This is a genomic window from Streptomyces sp. NPDC021225 (genome assembly GCF_044332865.1).
Taxonomy (GTDB): Bacteria; Actinomycetota; Actinomycetes; order Streptomycetales; family Streptomycetaceae; genus Streptomyces.
Map to the genome: position 1 here is coordinate 427,600 of NZ_JBIRPV010000006.1, position 16,170 is coordinate 443,769.

The window sequence follows — 16,170 nt, forward strand, 5'->3', positions numbered from 1 at the left end:
TTTCCTCAGGTGGTGCTCGTGGTGCGGCGCTGGACCAGCACGGCGGCGACGATGATCGCGCCCTTGGCGATCTGCTGGACGTCGCTCTGGAGGTTGTTGAGGGCGAAGATGTTGGTGATGGTGGTGAAGATCAGGACGCCGAGGACCGAGCCGGTGATGGTGGACCGGCCGCCGGTGAGCAGGGTGCCGCCGATGATCGCGGCGGCGATGGCGTCGAGTTCGTACAGGTTGCCGTTGGTGTTCTGGCCGGAGCCGGACAGCACGATCAGCAGGAAGGCGGCGATACCGCAGCACAGGCCCGACAGCAGATAGAGGTAGAGCCGCTGGCGCCGGACGTCGATGCCCGCGAGCCTGGCCGCCTCCGCGTTGCCGCCCACCGCGACCGTGCGCCGGCCGAAGGTGGTCCGGTTGAGCACCAGCCAGCCGATGACCGTGACGACGGCGAAGACCAGCACGAGCGGCGGGATGCCGAGCACATAGGAGTCGCGGTTGCCGAGCTCCAGGATGGAGTCGATGGTGACGATCTGGGTCTGCCCGTCGGTGATCTGGAGGGCGAGGCCGCGCGCGGAGGCCAGCATGGCCAGGGTCGCGATGAACGGCACCATCCCGCCGTACGCGACGAGCAGGCCGTTGATCAGGCCGCACCCCACGCCGACGATCACCGCGGTGAAGAGGACGCCGGCGAACCCGTACTCCTGGGTGGCGACCGTGGTCGCCCACACCGAGGCGAGCGCCACGATCGCGCCGACCGACAGGTCGATGCCCCCGGAGGTGATGACGAAGGTCATGCCGACGGTGACGACGCCGATGACGGACGCCTGGGTGAGCACCAGCTGGAGGTTGCGGGTGTCGAGGAACTGGTCGGGCTTGGTGATGCCGCCGATGACGACGAGGGCGGCCAGGACACCGAGCAGCGAGAGGATACGGACATCGGCACGGGGCACGAGGGCGCGCCAGGCGGGGGGCGTGGCGCCGGGGGCCGCCTTGCCGGTGTCGTCCCGGGGCGGGGATATGGACTGCGTCATGACGCGAGGCTCCCTTCAGTGGCCTCGGGGCTGCCTTCTCCGGCCCCCGGGCTTCCTTCCATGACGAGGTCGAGGACGCGGTGTTCGTCGAGTTCGCGGGCGGGCGCGGTGTGCACGACGCGGCCCTCGCGCAGCACCAGGACACGGTCGGCGAGTCCCAGCACCTCGGGCACCTCGCTGGAGACCAGGAGCACCGCCAGGCCCTCCTCGGCGAGGCGGCGGATCACCGCGTACAGCTCGGCGCGGGCACCGACGTCGACGCCCCGGGTGGGTTCGTCGAGCAACAGCACGCGGCAGCCGCGCAGCAGCCAGCGGGCCAGGACGGCCTTCTGCTGGTTGCCGCCGGAGAGCGTGCGGACCGGTACGGAGGGGTTGTCGGGCCGCAGCGACAGCTCCCGGGTGGCCGCGTGGGCGGCCTCGCGCTCGGCGCCCCGGTCGACCCAGCCGCCGCGCGAGAAGCGGGAGAGGGTGGAGACGGACACATTGCTGGTGACGGACTCCAGCATCAGCAGGGCCTGCGCCTTGCGCTCCTCGGGGGCGAGGCCGAGCCCGGCCCGTACGGCGGCGCGGACACTGCCGGGCCGCAGCCTGCGGCCGTCCACGAGCACCTGACCGGCGCTGGGTCTGCGGGCGCCGTAGATGGTCTCCAGGATCTCGGAGCGGCCGGAGCCGACGAGGCCGGCCAGGCCGACGATCTCTCCGGGGCGCACCGAGAGGTCGAGCGGCGCGAACTCGCCGGCCCGGGCCAGCCCGCGGACCTCCAGGACCGGTGCGCCGTCGGGCCCGGACTCCGGGCGGTCCGGGAACACCTGCTCCACCTTCCGGCCCGTCATCAGCGCCACGACCTCGTGGGTCGGCGTGGACTTCGCAGGCAGCCCGCCGGCCACCGAGCGCCCGTCCTTCAGAACGGTCACACGGTCGCCGATCCGCCGGATCTCCTCCAGACGGTGCGAGATGTAGACGACGGCGACGCCGTCGGCGGTCAGGCCGTCGACGATGCGGAAGAGGTTGTTCACCTCGTCCGGGTCGAGGGCGGCGGACGGCTCGTCCATGACGATGAGCCGTACGTCGTGCGAGAGGGCCCGCGCCATCGACACGATCTGCCGCTGGGCCGCCGACAGTTCGGCCACCGGCCGGGCCGGATCGATCTCCGGGTGTCCGAGGCGCCTCAGCAGCTGGGCGGTCGACGCCCTGGCGGTCCTCGCGCGGACGATGAAGCCGGCGGCGGTGGGTTCATGGCCGAGATGGACGTTCTCCGCCACCGACAGGTGCTCCACCAGGTCGAGTTCCTGGTAGATGGTGGCGATGCCCAGGCGCATGGCGGCGATCGGCGAACGCAGGGTGACGGTTTCGCCCTGCCAGCGGATGGTGCCCCCGTCCGGCTGGTGGGCGCCGGCCAGGGTCTTGATGAGCGTGGACTTCCCGGCGCCGTTCTGGCCGAGCAGACAGTGCACCTCGCCGGCCTGGACCTCGAGGTCCACGCCGTCCAGGGCCCGGACTCCGGGGAACGACTTGGTGATGCCGGACATGCTGAGCAGTGGCGTTGGTGCCATGTGGGTTCCCCTCGGCGGGCGTGCGGGCCGTTTTCACGCAGGGCAGGGCGGAGCAGGGCGCTGTGCTGGTGCGCCGTACGGGTGTGCGGTGGGACGGGTCGTGGGGTTACGCGGGCAGTAACAAGTGGTCGCTGATGAGCCGGGCCCCGCCGATGACGCCTGCGGCGGGCCCCAGTTCCCCGAGGACGATGGGGAGGTTGCCGGTGGCCAGCGGCAGTGACTGGCGGTAGACCTGGGCGCGGATCGCGGCGAGCAGGGTGTGGCCGAGGCCCGCGACCCCGCCGCCGACCACCACCAGGCCGGGGTTGAAAAAGGACACCAGCGTGGCGAGGACCTGGCCGGTGTGGGTGCCGCCCTCACGGATCAGGTCGAGCGCGATGGTGTCGCCCGCCGTGGCCGCGGCGGCGACATCGGCGGCGCTGAGGGCGCCGCTCGCGGCCAGCCGGGCCGCGAGGTCGGCCGAGCGGCCCTGCCGGGCGGCCTCGGTGGCGTCGCGGGCGAGGGCCGCACCGCTGAAGTGGGCCTCCAGACAGCCGTGGTTGCCACAGGCGCACGGGCGGCCGTCGGGCACGGCCTGGATATGGCCGATGTCGCCCGCGCTGCCGGTCGTGCCCCGGTGGACCCTGCCGTCGACGACGATGCCGCAGCCGATACCGGTGCCGATCTTGACGCAGAGGAAGTCGCCCGCGGAACGGGCGACGCCCGCGTGCTGCTCCCCGATCGCCATCAGGTTCACATCGTTGTCGACCATGACCGGGCAGCCGAGTTCCTGGCTGAGCACTTCCCTGACCGGGAAGCCGTCCCAGCCCGGCATGATCGGCGGGGCGACGGGGACGCCCTCGGGGAAGCGGACCGGTCCGGGGATGCCGATCCCGGCGCCGTGGAAGCCCTCGGCGAGCCCGGAGGCCCGCAACTCGGCCGCCATGGACAGGGCTTTCTCGAAGACGGCGACCGGGCCCTCGCGCACGTCCATGGGCTGGGTGATGTGGCCCAGGACTTCCAGTTCGCCGTTGGTGACGGCGACGTCGACCGAGGTGGCGCCGATGTCCACGCCGAGAAAGCGGAGTTCGGGGGAGAGCCGGAGGCTGTGGGAGCGGCGGCCGCCCCGGGAGGCGGCCAGCCCGTCGGCCACGACCAGACCCGCCTCCAGCAGCCGGTCCACCTCGACCGCCAGCTTGGACCGCGAGAGGCGCACCTGTTCGCTCAGTTGGGCGCGGGAGCTGGGGCCGCCGTCGCGCAGCAGTCGGAGCAGCTGGGACTGATGGGCGTTGGCCGGTCGAGCCGTCATATGTCTCACGTGCCCCTCACCGCCTCTGCCGGCCATGTCCGTCGGCTCCGGCCACCGTGGGCCTGCCGCGCTCCCTTTCGCCAGGAACGTAGCAGCATCAGAACGGCCTAGGAAGAAGTTGCGCCAGAATCTTCTTAACTTTTTCCCGGAGAAGGACAAAGTTCCGCCTCGATCCCAGAGCCGAGGCGGATAGAGGGCTCGCGTGAGGGTGTTTGATCCTGGATATATTCTTAGAGGGCGATAAGTGCGCTTCGCCTGCATATGGTGTGCTTCGGGAGGTCGCAATGAGCCAGCAGCCGGTTGTTCTGCCCTATGCCGACCCGGCCTTCGTGGCGAACCCCTTCGCCTTCTACCGGCGACTGCGCGAGGACGGCCCGGTGCGGCGCGCGACCATCGCCGGGGGCCTGGACGCCTGGCTGGTCATGCCCTACGAGGAGTGCCTCGCGGCCCTGTCCGACCCGCGGCTGAGCAGCGACGTCTGCCAGGCCTCGGACCCAGGGCTCAGACGGCAGCTGCCGGTGGCGGAGCGGGAGTCCATGGTGAGCAACATGCTGCGCGCCGACCCGCCCGACCACACCCGGCTGCGCCGGCTGGTCTCCCGGGCGTTCACCGCGCGCAGGGTGGCCGAGCTGCGGCCCCACGTCCAGGAGATCGCCGATCGGCTGCTGGACGCGGTCGTGCCGACCGGCCGGGCCGAACTGATCGGGGACTTCGCGCTGCCGGTTCCGGTCACCGTGATCAGCGAGCTGCTCGGTGTGCCCACGTCCGACCGGCAGGACTTCCAGCGATGGGTGGACGACCTGATCCTGCGCGGGCCGGAACCGCCGGACCCGGCCGTGCTCGACCGCGGATGGCGTCGGATGCGCTCGTATCTGACCGGGCTGCTGGCGGCCAAGCGGGCCAGGCCGGGGGAGGACCTGCTGAGCGCGCTGATCACCGCCCGGGACGAGGAGCATCGGCTGATCGAGGACGAGCTCATCTCCATGGCGTTCCTGCTGCTGGCGGCCGGATACATCACCACGGTCAACCTGATCGGCGGCGGCATTGCCGCGCTGCTGGCCCACCCCGATCAGCTCCGGATGCTGCGGGAGGACCCGGCGCTGTTGCCGGACGCGATCGAGGAGCTCCTCCGCTACGACGGGACGCTCAACCCCGGCATCGCACGCTTCGCGCGCGAGGACGTGTCCATCGCGGGCGTGGACATCCCGCGCGGCGCGACCGTGCTGGTCGCCTCGGCCATCGCCGACCGCGATCCGGCCCAGTTCCCCGACCCCGATCGCCTGGACATCACCCGCGGGGACAGCGCCCACCTCGCGTTCGGCCACGGCATCCACTACTGCCTCGGGGCGCAGCTGGCCCGGATGGAGGGGCAGGTCGCCATCGGAACCGCCCTGCGCCGCCTTCCCGATCTGGCGCTGGGCGTGTCGCCCGAGGAGCTGCGGTGGCGGCCCGGCGGGCTGCGCGGCCCCGAGCGGCTGCCCGTCACCTTCACCCCGGACCCCTCCGCGTAAGCCGGTCAGCGGGCCATCGCATCGATGGCCCGCCGATCGCGGCGGTCTGTTCGTGGTGTGGCTCGGTTACTCCCCTGACGGTGCGGTCAGCGGGACACCGAGGGCCACCGGGGTGCCGAAGTTCGGGGTGCCGTCCGCGTTCCAGGTGAACTTCTGCGCTCGGGTGCTGCGGTTCATGTCGCAGCCACCGCCGGCGGAGTTGTTCGCGTGGTAGACCATCCAGTCCTCGGTCCCGTCGGGCGACTTGAAGAAGCCGTTGTGGCCGGGGCCGTACACGCCGTTTGCGTTGGACCGCTGGAACACCGGGTTGGGCGACTTGATCCAGGAGGAGGAGGCGAGCGGGTCGCCCCCGTTGTAGGTGAGCATCCCCATCTTGTAGTCGGGCGTGGAGCAGTGGCTGGCGGAGTAGACGATGAACGTCTTGCCGTTGCGCTGGAGCACCTCGGCGCCCTCGTTGACCGCGCCGCCCACCGTCTCCCAGCTGTAGGTGGGGGTGGACAGCAGCCTACGGGTGCCACTGGCGGTCCACGGGTTCGACAGCGGCCGGATGAACATCGGCTGCGAGCCGTTGTAGTACGTGCCGAGGAGGTAGAGCTTGCCGTTCAGCTGGAGGATGCTCGGATCCAGCTCCCAGGTGTTGTCCTGGTTCGGGTCGAGCAGGTCGGCCTTGAAGGTGTACGGCCCCATCGGGTCCTGGCCGGCGCTCTCGAGCACATGGATCCGCTGGGTGCCCAGGTCGTACGGCTCCCGCCCGGCGGTGTAGTAGAAGTACCACCGCTTCCCGTTCGGGCCGTCCAGCAGATGGAACTCCGGGGCCCACATCGTGCCGGCCCCGTTGGGCCGGGACAGATTGAAGATCACCTGGTCGTTGGCCGTGGCGAGGCCCGCGAGGGTGCTGGCCTTGCGCATGGTGATCGTCGAGTTCCAGGTGGTGGTGGCGAGGTAGTAGTACCCGTTGTAGTAGGTGAGCCAGGGGTCGGGGCCGTGCTGGGAGAGCGGGTTGGTGAAGGTGCCCGCGCTCTGGCTTCCACTGGTGTTCTGATACCCGGGGGTGGTGGTGGCACCGGCCGCGGACGGCGCCACCAGTAAGGCGATCACCATGGTGAGCACGCCGGTGAGCGCGGACAGAAATCTGGCTCGAGTCACTGGTGCTCCTTCTTCGTGGGGAGGGCTCCGGAGCCACCCCGGTTGTAGACCTTGACCTCGGTGAGGCCGGTCTTGGCTCCGGAGGCGTTGGTGGCCAGGACCCGTATGCGCTGGGCGCTGATCGACGGGAACCGCACCACGTTGTAGTTGGCCTGTGGCGCGGCCGGTGTCTTGGCCTGACCGGGTGCGTCCACCCACGAACTGCCGTTGTAGTACTGGACGGTGTACGCGGACGGGGCCCGGTAGGTGGCGGAGGCCGGGCGGCTGTCCTTGAAGTGCAGGCGCACCTCGTTGAGCGTCCGGGCGGTGCCGAAGTTCAGCTCGTACCAGTCCTGGCTGTTGGGGGAGCCACCCGCGCCCCAGAACGGCTCGTTGGTGGGGTAGCCGTCCACCGCGCCGGAGACATTGCTGCCGGACCCGGTGTAGGAGGCGGACACGGTCGCCCCGGAGGCGAGGTTGGCGGGGTCGCCGGTCAGGTCGACGCCGGCCTTGGCGAACATGTCGACCATGCGGGGGCTGTTCTGTACGACCTGGTTGGGGGCCTGGAGCCCGGGGACGGCCGTGTGGTACGTGACCGTGCCGTTCGTCGTCACATTGCCGGTGGCCGGGTCCCAGGTGAAGGGCACCAGCTTGTCGACGGTGGCGACCCGGTTGCCGTTGATGAAGATCGAGTAGCCCTCCGGGACACCCGGGTAGCGCACCACTCCGTCGGCCGGGTCGTCCCAGACGATGGACAGATCGGCGTTGCGGTAGCGGAGGTTGTTGACGGTGAAGTGCGTCCAGCCGATGTCGATCGGGGAGAGCTCGACCTTGGCGTCGTTGCGGGTGCGCAGGCCGGCCACGTCCTCGATCACGGTCCAGTTGCTGCTGCCCAGGATGTTGTGGTGGATCCAGGAGCGGTAGTCGATCCCGCTGCCGTTCCAGTCGGCCCAGAACTCGTTGGCGTCGGGAAACTGGGTGTTGCCGCCGACGTACTGCGCCCAGGCGTTCCAGTAGAGGAGCTTCTTGTAGTCGGTGGCGGTCATCCAGGAGTTGGGATAGTTGCGCAGCACCGAGGAGTAGAGCCGGAACTGCACGGTGGAGTTGATGGTGGAGAAGTTGTTGGAGCCCGGGTTCCCGGCGTCCGCCGCCGCCTTCTTGTCGACCTGGTTGGCCGTGTAGAAGGGGAAGACGGGGTACTGGGCCGGATCGTTGAACAGCCGCAGGGCCTGCTTGTAGGTCGAGGTGTTGGGGACGGCTCCGACCGAGAACGGGTAGTAGTTGTTGATCTCCTTCCAGGGCACCCATTCGTTGGTCGACTTCAGCCGGTGCTCGAACAGCTGCCGGTTGGGGTTCCACAACACGTTGACGATGGCGTCCTTGATCTGGTTCGCCAGCGTACGCATCTCGGCGGCCTTGGCCGTGTTGCCGACCGCGTCGTAGGCCTGGGCCGCGGCCAGCGCCCCGCTGTACTGGTACGCGGACTCGGCGCGGTCCATGTTGCCGGGCTTCCAGTGGAAGGAGACCGCGTCGGCGTCGTTTCCGGTCAGGGCGCCCCAGTCGTATTCGATCAGCTTGTTGTTGTCGTGGTCGTAGTAGGCGAGCTGGCCCTTGACGTCGCCCTCCGCGTAGTGGGCGAGGTTGCCCGCGATGGCCGGCTGGCCCCCGTGGAGCTGATAGCTCTTCCACGCCGCCTCGGCGATGTACTGGGTGTAGCTGTTGGACCAGTTCTCCGGGTCACCCGGGTTGTCGAGGAAGCGGCCGCCCTTGGAGATCTGGCCGACGTTGAGCCAGTTCCCGTAGGCGTACATCGGGTTGCGCAGATACTTGAGGTCGTCGATGTGCATGGGCTGGGTGAGCGCGATCGCGTTGTTGTAGCCGAGGACGCCTTCGGTCGAGGTCGGGAACTGATAGGTCTGACCTGGGATGTTGGCGTCGAGGCTGTTGAAGCGCATCAGCCACCAGCGGTAGTAGATGCTCTTCTTGATCGCGGGCTCGGGCACATCGATGTACGGCACGTTCTGCGCCCACCACAGGTTGTACGCCTTGACGTGGGTGGCGAACGCGGTCGCGTCCGAGTAGCCCGCGTAGGCGTTGTAGTCGGTGAGGGACTCCGGGATCTCGCTGGTGATGAAGCCCATCACCACCTTGGCGGTCACCGTGGCCCCGGCCGCGATCGTCACCGACCGGTTGAGCCCGCCGCTGTTGGCGGCGAAGCCGTCGCCGGTCAGCCGCGTCTGGATGCTGGTGAGGTTGTTGTAGGCGTTGACCTGTCCGGTCAGCTCGCTGCCGGAGCCCGACGTGGCGTACGGGGAGGTCGCCCGTAACTGGAGCGTGGTGGAGCTGCTGCCGTTGTTCTTGATCGACAGGTTGGTCACGGCGACGTTGTTGTCGGTGATGAACTTGGTCTGGTTCACCGTGATCGAGCCGTTGGTGTGCACGCTCTTCCAGTTGCTGGGCGTCTGCCGGCGCTGTGCGACCTGTTCGGTGAAGGTGCCCGGACTGATCGCGATGGAGTAGGCGTTCTTGTCGCTGATGCTCTCCCAGTAGGCGACATGGCCGCCGAACCCGAGCACCGCGGGGTCGTGGGTCTTCATGAAGACCGCGCGCCCACGGCTCATCAGCCAGGGCCCGGCCGGGTCGTTGCCGGAGCGGGCCAGCAGGCGGTCCATCCAGAAGTCGGTGCCGGAACTCTCGGAGTCGTAGATGGACCGCATCATGTCGCCGGGCGTGTAGGCGACGGGCGCGGCCGGGATCGCGGGTCCGCTGAAGGTCGGGAACCCGATGGTCTGGTCGGCGGCGGCCGGGGTCGCCGCGGAACAGACCGTGCAGATGATCAGCGCCAGGGCGAGGAAGAGGCGCTTCATGGCAGGGCCCGTGCGCTGCGGTGGTGCTGCGTGTGGTCCATGGTGGCGGCCCCGTGCGGAGCCGTCATCGTGCGTCTTCTCATCGGGCGCTCCCTGTCCGGTTGACAGCAGGCGGTTGCTCACGATGGTGCTGACGTTCTCCGACGAGGACTCCCGGGAGCCCCGGCGGACGGGGTGCGATCAGGCGTACCGGGGTCGTGCGTGAAACAGACCTAAAAGGTTTTCGCAAGGTAGGCGCGTGCCACGGCACTGTCAACAGAAGTAGCACCACGCCTCAGGAGAGCGGGGCCGTGGACCCCCTGATCACCACGCGGCAGGGCAGGGTCTCGACCCCCGAGCGCCGAGCGCCGGAGATCGCGCCGAACAAGGTGTGCGCGGCCGCGCGCCCGACCTGCTCCAGATTCATGTCGACGCTGGTCAGCGGCGGGCGGGAGGCGGAGGTCAGGACCTGCCAGTTGTCGAAGCCCATGACCGCCACATCCTCCGGCACCCGGTGGCCGCGCTCGCGCAGCACATCCATGACCCCGCGGGCGATCTGATCGCTGCCGCACAGGACGGCGTCCACGTCCGGGTGCCGGTCGAGCAGCATCGCGGTGGCCGCCCGCCCCCACCCCTCCGACCACGCCCCGAACCGCACCTCACCGACCAGGGCGAGCCCGGCGTCGGCCAGCGCGGCCCGGGCCCCCTCGGCCCGCTCCTGCGCCGCCAGATAGCCGGGATCGCCGGTGATGTGCGCGATCCGGCTACGGCCGCAGGCGAGCAGATGGTCGACGGCGATCCGGCCGGCGCCGATGCTGTCGGGAACGATGGACAGATCCTCCGGGTCGTCCGACGGGGCGTACGCGTAGACCACGGGGACGGGCAGTTCGCGGCCCAGGGACGGACGGGGGTCGGTCCGGCTGCCCACCACGATGAGGCCGTCGACCCGGCGGCCGAGCAGCGCGCGGACATGGTGCTGCTCGCGGATCGCGTCGCCGCGGGCGTCGCACAGGAACACCGCGACCTCGCCGGCCCCGAAGGCGTCCTCGGCGCCCATGAGGATCGGGATGGAGAACCGGCCCTCCAGGTCGCTGGTGAGCAGCCCGACGGTGCCTGTGCGCCCGGCGAGCAGGCCGCGGGCCAGCTGATTGGGTCGGAACGACAGCCGCTCGGCCGCTTCGATCACCCGCTGCCTCGTCTCCGCGCGCACCTGGCTGCGGCCGTTGAGGGCCTTGGACGCGGTGGCGATGGACACGCCGGCCAGCCGGGCGACGTCGCTGAGGGTGACGGGATGCGAACGAGAGGGGCCGGTGGCCTGTGTCATGGGTAGTTCTCCTGTCTCGCGTCGCGTGCCGGGCCGTCGAGAGTGGCACATCGCGCGCAAAAAAGGGTACGCGAGTTGTTTCGGTCCGGGGACATGCAAGGTGCCTTCGAAGTTTCGACGGCTCCCGTACAGGCATTCTCAGCAAGGGGATTGACGGGTGATGAGCGGAGTTCTACGTTCGCTGAAAGCCTTTTCGGTCAGTTTCCGTCGCAGAGTTCAGTGCCACCACAGCCATCGTCCCGTCCGGTTCGGCCTGCCCACGGCCCGCCGCCACACAAGGGAGATCGTCATGGGGAGCACGGCCGGACCACAGGGACGCATACGCCGACTCGCCACCGGCGCCCTCGCGCTGATCGCCGCCGCGAGCATGGTCACGGCCTGCGGATCGGGGGACGGCGGCTCGGGCGGCGGAGGGGGCTCGGCGGGCGGGGTCAACGGCGTCGACGACGGCGCCAAGCTGACGATGTGGACCCGCGCGGCGACCCGCCCGCAGAGCGAGGCCCTGGTCAAGGCGTACAACGCGAGCCACAAGAACCGGATCGAGCTCACCGTCATCCCCACCGACGACTACCAGGCCAAGGTCGGCGCGGCCGCCGGCGCCCGCGACCTCCCCGACCTGTTCGCCTCGGACGTGGTGTTCGTGCCCAACTACACCTCCAGCGGGCTCTTCGCCGACCTCACCGAACGCGTCGACGCCCTGCCCTTCGCCAAGAACCTGGCCCAGTCGCACATCAAGGCCGGTACCTACGAGGGCAAGAAGTACGTGGTGCCGCACACCCTCGACCTGTCGGTGCTCTTCTACAACAAGGAGCTCTACCGGCGGGCCGAGCTCGACCCCGCGAAGCCGCCCACCACCCTGCGCGAGTGGGACCAGCAGGCGCGGGCCGTGGACGCGCTGGGCGGAGACGTCAACGGCACCTTCTTCGGCGGCAACTGCGGCGGCTGCGGCGTCTTCACCTGGTGGCCGTCCATCTGGGCCGCGGGCGAGGACGTGCTCAACAAGGACGGAACCGAGGCACAGCTGTCCTCCGACACCGCGAAGAAGGTCTACCAGACCTACCGCGGATGGGTGAAGGACGACATCGTGGCCCCCGGCGCGCGCGAGGAGACGGGCACCACCTGGACCGGGGTCTTCCCGAAGGGCAAGGTCGGCGTGATGCCCATGCCGTCGACCACCCTGGGCCTGATGCCGAAGGACCTCGACCTCGGGGTCGCGCCCATCCCCGGACCCGACGGCGGCAAGTCCACCTTCGTCGGCGGTGACGCCATCGGCATCTCCGCCACCAGCAAGTCGGCCAACCAGGCCTGGAACTTCCTCGCCTGGTCGCTCGGCGACAAGGCCCAGGTCGACGTGGTCGCCGCGCACAAGGACGTGGTGGCGCGCACCGACCTCGCCTCCAACAAGTACTCCGACGCGGACCCGCGGCTGGTGACCATCAACCGGCTCGTGGCGGACGGCCGCACCCCGTACGCGCTGAAGTTCGGCCAGACCTTCAACGACCCCAACGGGCCGTGGCTGTCCCTGATGCGCCACGCCGTCTTCGGTGACGGAGGGTCCGTGGAGAAGGACAACAAGGCGGTCAACGCCTCGCTGGCCGACTGAGCGCCCCCGCTTACCCGGCAGAGGAGAGCCATGCAGGTGAAGGCGCCCGACCGAGCGGCCGCCGAACACCGGGCCCGGTCGGCGCGGCCGGCCCGCCCGGCCCGCCGGCCTCGTACCCCCGGACCCCGGTGGTGGCGGTCCCGGAAACTCCAGGGGCTCGGCTACGCGGCCCCCACGGCCGTGTTCGTCGCGGTCTTCTTCGTACTGCCCCTGCTGCTCGTCGGGCAGATGTCGCTGAGCGACTGGCCGCTGCTCGCGGGGGACCGGGGCGGCAACGCCCCCGAGAACTACACCGATGTCACCGACTCCACCCTGTTCTGGCCCGCGGTCCGCTTCACCCTCCTCTACACCGTGGTCGTCACGGTCGTCCTCCTCGGGCTCGCCCTGCTCCTCGCCCTGCTGGTGCAGGAGTCCCGCCCCGGCGCGGGCTTCTTCCGCACGGTCTACTTCCTGCCCGGCGCCCTGGGGCTGGCCTCCGCCTCCTTGCTGTTCTGGGGCCTGTACAGCCCCACCACCGGACCGCTCAGCCGGATCCTGGAAAAGCTCGGCGTCACCGACGAGCCGGTGTCCTTCCTCGGCTCGCCGACCTCCGCCCTGCTGTCGACGGTCTTCCTCATCGTCTGGAAGTTCGCCGGCTTCTACATGCTGATCCTCCTCGTCGGCATCCAGCGCATTCCCCACGAGGTGTACGAGGCGGCGCGGATGGACGGCGCGAGCCGTGGCCAGATCTTCCGCAGCATCACCCTGCCCCTGCTGCGGCCGTCCCTCGCGCTCTCCCTGCTGCTGTGTGTCACCGGATCGCTGCTCGCGTTCGACCAGTTCTTCATCCTCACCAAGGGCGGGCCGGACAACAGCACCGTCACCATCGTCCAGCTGATCTACCGCGAGGCCTTCCAACGGATGAACCTGGGCACCGCGGCGGCCCTCTCGATCCTCGTGCTGGCCGCCCTGCTCGTGCTCAACGTCGCGCAGTTCCTCGGTCTGCGCCGCGCCGACGAGTCATGACCTCCACCTCATGAGAAGGGACACCACGGTGCTCACCCGCGCCCTCGGCCGGACGCCCCACTACGTCCTCGCCGGAGGACTGGCCGTCATCTTCCTCTTCCCCCTGCTGTGGAACGCCTGGGCGTCGGTCAGCGGACAGCCGGGCACCGCGCAGGAGTCCGGCTACGGCCTCGGCAACTACCGCACGCTGCTCGAGTACGACGCGGGCCTGTGGCGCTACCTCCTCAACAGCACCGTCGTCTCGGCGCTCACCGTCGCCCTGACCCTCGGGGTCTCGCTGCTCGGCGGCTACGCCTTCGCCCGCTTCGACTTCCCGGGCAAGAACCTGCTGTTCCTGGTAACGCTGGCCATCCTCATGGTCCCGTACGCCACGCTCCTCATCCCGCTCTATGTGCTGCTCGGCAGGCTCGGGCTACAGAACTCGCTGCTCGGGCTGAGCCTGGTGCTGGCCATGTTCCAGCTGCCGTTCGCCACCTTCATGATGCGGATCTCCTTCGAGGCGGTGCCGCGCGAACTGGAGGAGTCGGCGCTCGTCGACGGGTGCGGCACGGCCGGCGCACTGCGCCGGGTCCTGCTCCCGGCGGTGCGGCCGGGGCTGATCACCGTGGGGCTCTTCGCCTTCCTCGCGGCCTGGAACGACTTCATCGCGCCACTGATCCTCATCTCGGACAGCGAGAAGGCGCCACTGCCGCTGGCCGTCGCGAATCTTCGGCAGCAGAGCATGGGCGCCGTCGACTACGGCGCCACCGAGGCAGGGGTGGTGGTCCTCGCCGTGCCCTGCCTCCTCCTCTTCCTGCTGCTGCAACGGCACTACGTACGGGGCTTCATGTCGGGCGCGCTCAAGGGCTGACGCGCCGCACCACGGAGACGGACAACCGAAGGGATGAACCGAAGGCATGAACTGGTGAGGGAGAACACGGCGCGGTCACTCGTCCTGCCGGTGGCGCCGGCCCGGGGCCGGCTGCGGCCGCTCGGGCTCGACGAGGTCACGATCACCGGGGGCTTCTGGGCCCGGCGCCGCCGGATCAACGCGACCGCCACACTCGACCACTGCCGCGACTGGATGGAACGCGTCGGCTGGATCGGCAACTTCCGGGCCGCCGTCGAGGGCCGGATCCACCGGGACCGGCGTGGCCGGGAGTTCGCCGACTCCGACGTCTACAAGCTGCTCGAAGCCATGGCCTGGGCGGCCGCCGGGCAGGGGCCCGACACCTCGCTCGACGCGGAGATCGCCGCGCTCACCGAGGCCATCGCGCCCGCCCAGGAACCGGACGGCTATCTGAACACCGCCTTCGGCCGCCCCGGCCAGCAGCCCCGCTACAGCGACCTCGAATGGGGCCACGAGCTGTACTGCTACGGGCACTTGATCCAGGCGGGGGTGGCCCAGGCCCGGGCCCGGGGCGAGGGCGAGCTGGCGAAGATCGCCCGGCGGGCCGCCGACCATGTCTGCGCCACCTTCGGCAGGGGCGGCATCGAGCGCGTCTGCGGCCATCCCGAGATCGAGCCGGCACTGGTGGAGCTGGCCAGGCTGACGGGGGAGCAGCGCTATCTCGACCAGGCCGCGCTCTTCGTCGACCGCCGCGGCCACCGCACCCTCGCGGACCCCGAGTTCGGCCGCGCCTACTACCAGGACGACCTGCCCGTCCGCGAGGCCACCGTGTTCCGCGGCCACGCCGTCCGCGCCCTCTACCTGGCGTCCGGCGCCGTCGACGTGGCCGTGGAGACCGGGGACGACGCCCTGCTGGCCGCGGTCGTGCGGCAGTGGGAGCGTACGGTCGCCCGGCGCACCTATCTGACGGGCGGCATGGGCTCGCACCACCGGGACGAGTCCTTCGGCGACGACTTCGTCCTGCCCCCCGACCGGGCCTACTCCGAGACCTGCGCCGGTGTCGCTTCCGTCATGCTCAGCTGGCGGCTGCTGCTGGCCACCGGCGAGCCGCGCTTCGCCGACCTGGCGGAGCGCACCCTGTTCAACGTGGTCGCGGCCTCCCCGGCCGAGGACGGCCGCGCCTTCTTCTACGCCAACACCCTGCACCGGCGCGACCGGGGCACCGTGCCCCCCACCGACGCGGAGAGCCCGCGCGCCGAGTCGAGCCTGCGCGCGCCCTGGTTCGCGGTGTCCTGCTGCCCGACCAACGTGGCGCGGACCCTCGCCCAGCTGCCCGCCTATCTCGCGACGGCCGACGACCACGGCGTGCAGCTGCACCAGTACGCCGACGCGGAGATGGCCACATCCCTCGCCGGAGGCCACGGTGTCGCGCTGCGCATCCGCACCGACTACCCGTCCGGCGGGGCCGTGACCGTGCGGATCGACCGGTCCCCCGACCACCCGTGGACCCTGTCGCTGCGCGTCCCCGGGTGGACGGAGGGCGCCGCCGCATGGCTGGTCGAGCCGGACGGGACACGCCGCTCCGTCCCCCCGGGCACCGCCACCGTCAACCGCCTCTTCCGGCCCGGCGACGAGATACGGCTCGAACTGCCCATGGCGCCCCGCTGGATCGGGGCCGATCCGCGCGTCGACGCGGTGCGCGGCACGGTGGCCGTCCAGCGGGGGCCGCTGGTGTACTGCGCCGAGTCGGTGGATCTGCCGGACGGACACGAGGCCGACGCCGTGCGGGTGGATCCGTCGGTCGAGCCGAAGGACGGGCCCGGCGCGGACGACACCGTCGTCGTGGCCGGGGAGCTGGCCGGACACGCCGGTCAGGGCGACACTTCATGGCCGTACGGACCGCTCGACCGCCCCGCCACCGAGCCCGCCGCCGAGCGCGCGGACATCGTCCTGGTGCCCTACCGCTCCTGGGCCAACCGCGGGCCCGCCACGATGCGGGTGTGGCTGCCGACGGCGGGACCGGACACCACAGCCCCCTCGTAACCCGCGCGCGCTCCGCGT

11 protein-coding genes are annotated in these 16,170 nt (G+C 70.3%); 5 read left to right on the forward strand and 6 right to left on the reverse strand.

Annotated elements, in window-relative coordinates; all coding sequences use genetic code 11:
- Positions 1–5: 5 nt before the first annotated feature.
- The 3 genes from ACH4S9_RS27770 to ACH4S9_RS27780 all read right to left on the reverse strand — a co-directional run bounded on the left by ACH4S9_RS27770 (position 6) and on the right by ACH4S9_RS27780 (position 3,866).
- Entirely contained in the window at positions 6–1,025 is a 1,020-nt protein-coding gene (locus tag ACH4S9_RS27770) for an ABC transporter permease (protein ID WP_398374291.1), read from the reverse strand.
- Positions 1,022–2,578 carry a sugar ABC transporter ATP-binding protein gene (locus ACH4S9_RS27775; protein WP_398374293.1) on the reverse strand — a complete coding sequence of 519 codons (1,557 nt, stop codon included), beginning with the start codon at positions 2,576–2,578 and terminating at the stop codon, positions 1,022–1,024. The genes ACH4S9_RS27770 and ACH4S9_RS27775 overlap by 4 nt, the downstream gene beginning before the upstream one ends.
- A 106-nt stretch (positions 2,579–2,684) precedes the next feature.
- Positions 2,685–3,866: an ROK family transcriptional regulator gene (locus ACH4S9_RS27780; RefSeq protein WP_358846713.1), complete on the reverse strand. Its 1,182-nt coding sequence runs from the start codon at positions 3,864–3,866 to the stop codon at positions 2,685–2,687.
- A gap of 284 nt (positions 3,867–4,150) precedes the next feature.
- Between ACH4S9_RS27780 and ACH4S9_RS27785 the strand changes: the two genes are divergently transcribed.
- Positions 4,151–5,377 carry a cytochrome P450 gene (locus tag ACH4S9_RS27785; RefSeq protein WP_311722184.1) on the forward strand — a complete coding sequence of 409 codons (1,227 nt, stop codon included), beginning with the start codon at positions 4,151–4,153 and terminating at the stop codon, positions 5,375–5,377.
- 66 nt (positions 5,378–5,443) lie between these two features.
- On the opposite strand, the gene ACH4S9_RS27790 is transcribed toward ACH4S9_RS27785, so the two are convergent.
- The 3 genes from ACH4S9_RS27790 to ACH4S9_RS27800 form a co-directional block, all read right to left on the reverse strand.
- Complete coding sequence (locus ACH4S9_RS27790; protein ID WP_398374295.1) at positions 5,444–6,523, reverse strand: family 43 glycosylhydrolase; 1,080 nt, start codon at positions 6,521–6,523, stop codon at positions 5,444–5,446.
- Positions 6,520–9,369, reverse strand: a complete 2,850-nt coding sequence (locus ACH4S9_RS27795; RefSeq protein ID WP_385337762.1) for a discoidin domain-containing protein — start codon at positions 9,367–9,369, stop codon at positions 6,520–6,522. The genes ACH4S9_RS27790 and ACH4S9_RS27795 overlap by 4 nt, the downstream gene beginning before the upstream one ends.
- 274 nt (positions 9,370–9,643) lie before the next feature.
- Positions 9,644–10,672, reverse strand: coding sequence for a LacI family DNA-binding transcriptional regulator (locus ACH4S9_RS27800; protein WP_311722187.1), 1,029 nt, complete (start codon positions 10,670–10,672; stop codon positions 9,644–9,646).
- A gap of 289 nt (positions 10,673–10,961) precedes the next feature.
- Between ACH4S9_RS27800 and ACH4S9_RS27805 the strand changes: the two genes are divergently transcribed.
- The 4 genes from ACH4S9_RS27805 to ACH4S9_RS27820 are packed head-to-tail and all read left to right on the forward strand — an operon-like array spanning position 10,962 to position 16,152.
- Positions 10,962–12,275 carry an ABC transporter substrate-binding protein gene (locus ACH4S9_RS27805; protein WP_398374297.1) on the forward strand — a complete coding sequence of 438 codons (1,314 nt, stop codon included), beginning with the start codon at positions 10,962–10,964 and terminating at the stop codon, positions 12,273–12,275.
- A gap of 30 nt (positions 12,276–12,305) precedes the next feature.
- On the forward strand, positions 12,306–13,280 hold the full coding sequence (locus ACH4S9_RS27810; protein ID WP_358846709.1) for a sugar ABC transporter permease: 975 nt from the start codon (positions 12,306–12,308) through the stop codon (positions 13,278–13,280).
- Positions 13,281–13,308: 28 nt separating this feature from the next.
- Complete coding sequence (locus ACH4S9_RS27815) at positions 13,309–14,130, forward strand: carbohydrate ABC transporter permease (RefSeq protein ID WP_311722354.1); 822 nt, start codon at positions 13,309–13,311, stop codon at positions 14,128–14,130.
- Between the two features lie 33 nt (positions 14,131–14,163).
- Entirely contained in the window at positions 14,164–16,152 is a 1,989-nt protein-coding gene (locus ACH4S9_RS27820; protein ID WP_398374299.1) for a glycoside hydrolase family 127 protein, read from the forward strand.
- Positions 16,153–16,170 lie beyond the last annotated feature (18 nt).

Coding starts and splice junctions, on each gene's coding strand:
- ACH4S9_RS27810 (WP_358846709.1), top strand. CDS start 12,306: ATGCAGGTGAAGGCGCCCGACCGAGCGGCCGCCGAACACCGGGCCCGG.
- ACH4S9_RS27780 (WP_358846713.1), bottom strand. CDS start 3,866: ATGACGGCTCGACCGGCCAACGCCCATCAGTCCCAGCTGCTCCGACTG.
- ACH4S9_RS27785 (WP_311722184.1), top strand. CDS start 4,151: ATGAGCCAGCAGCCGGTTGTTCTGCCCTATGCCGACCCGGCCTTCGTG.
- ACH4S9_RS27775 (WP_398374293.1), bottom strand. CDS start 2,578: ATGGCACCAACGCCACTGCTCAGCATGTCCGGCATCACCAAGTCGTTC.
- ACH4S9_RS27805 (WP_398374297.1), top strand. CDS start 10,962: ATGGGGAGCACGGCCGGACCACAGGGACGCATACGCCGACTCGCCACC.
- ACH4S9_RS27795 (WP_385337762.1), bottom strand. CDS start 9,369: ATGAAGCGCCTCTTCCTCGCCCTGGCGCTGATCATCTGCACGGTCTGT.
- ACH4S9_RS27800 (WP_311722187.1), bottom strand. CDS start 10,672: ATGACACAGGCCACCGGCCCCTCTCGTTCGCATCCCGTCACCCTCAGC.
- ACH4S9_RS27820 (WP_398374299.1), top strand. CDS start 14,164: ATGAACCGAAGGCATGAACTGGTGAGGGAGAACACGGCGCGGTCACTC.
- ACH4S9_RS27770 (WP_398374291.1), bottom strand. CDS start 1,025: ATGACGCAGTCCATATCCCCGCCCCGGGACGACACCGGCAAGGCGGCC.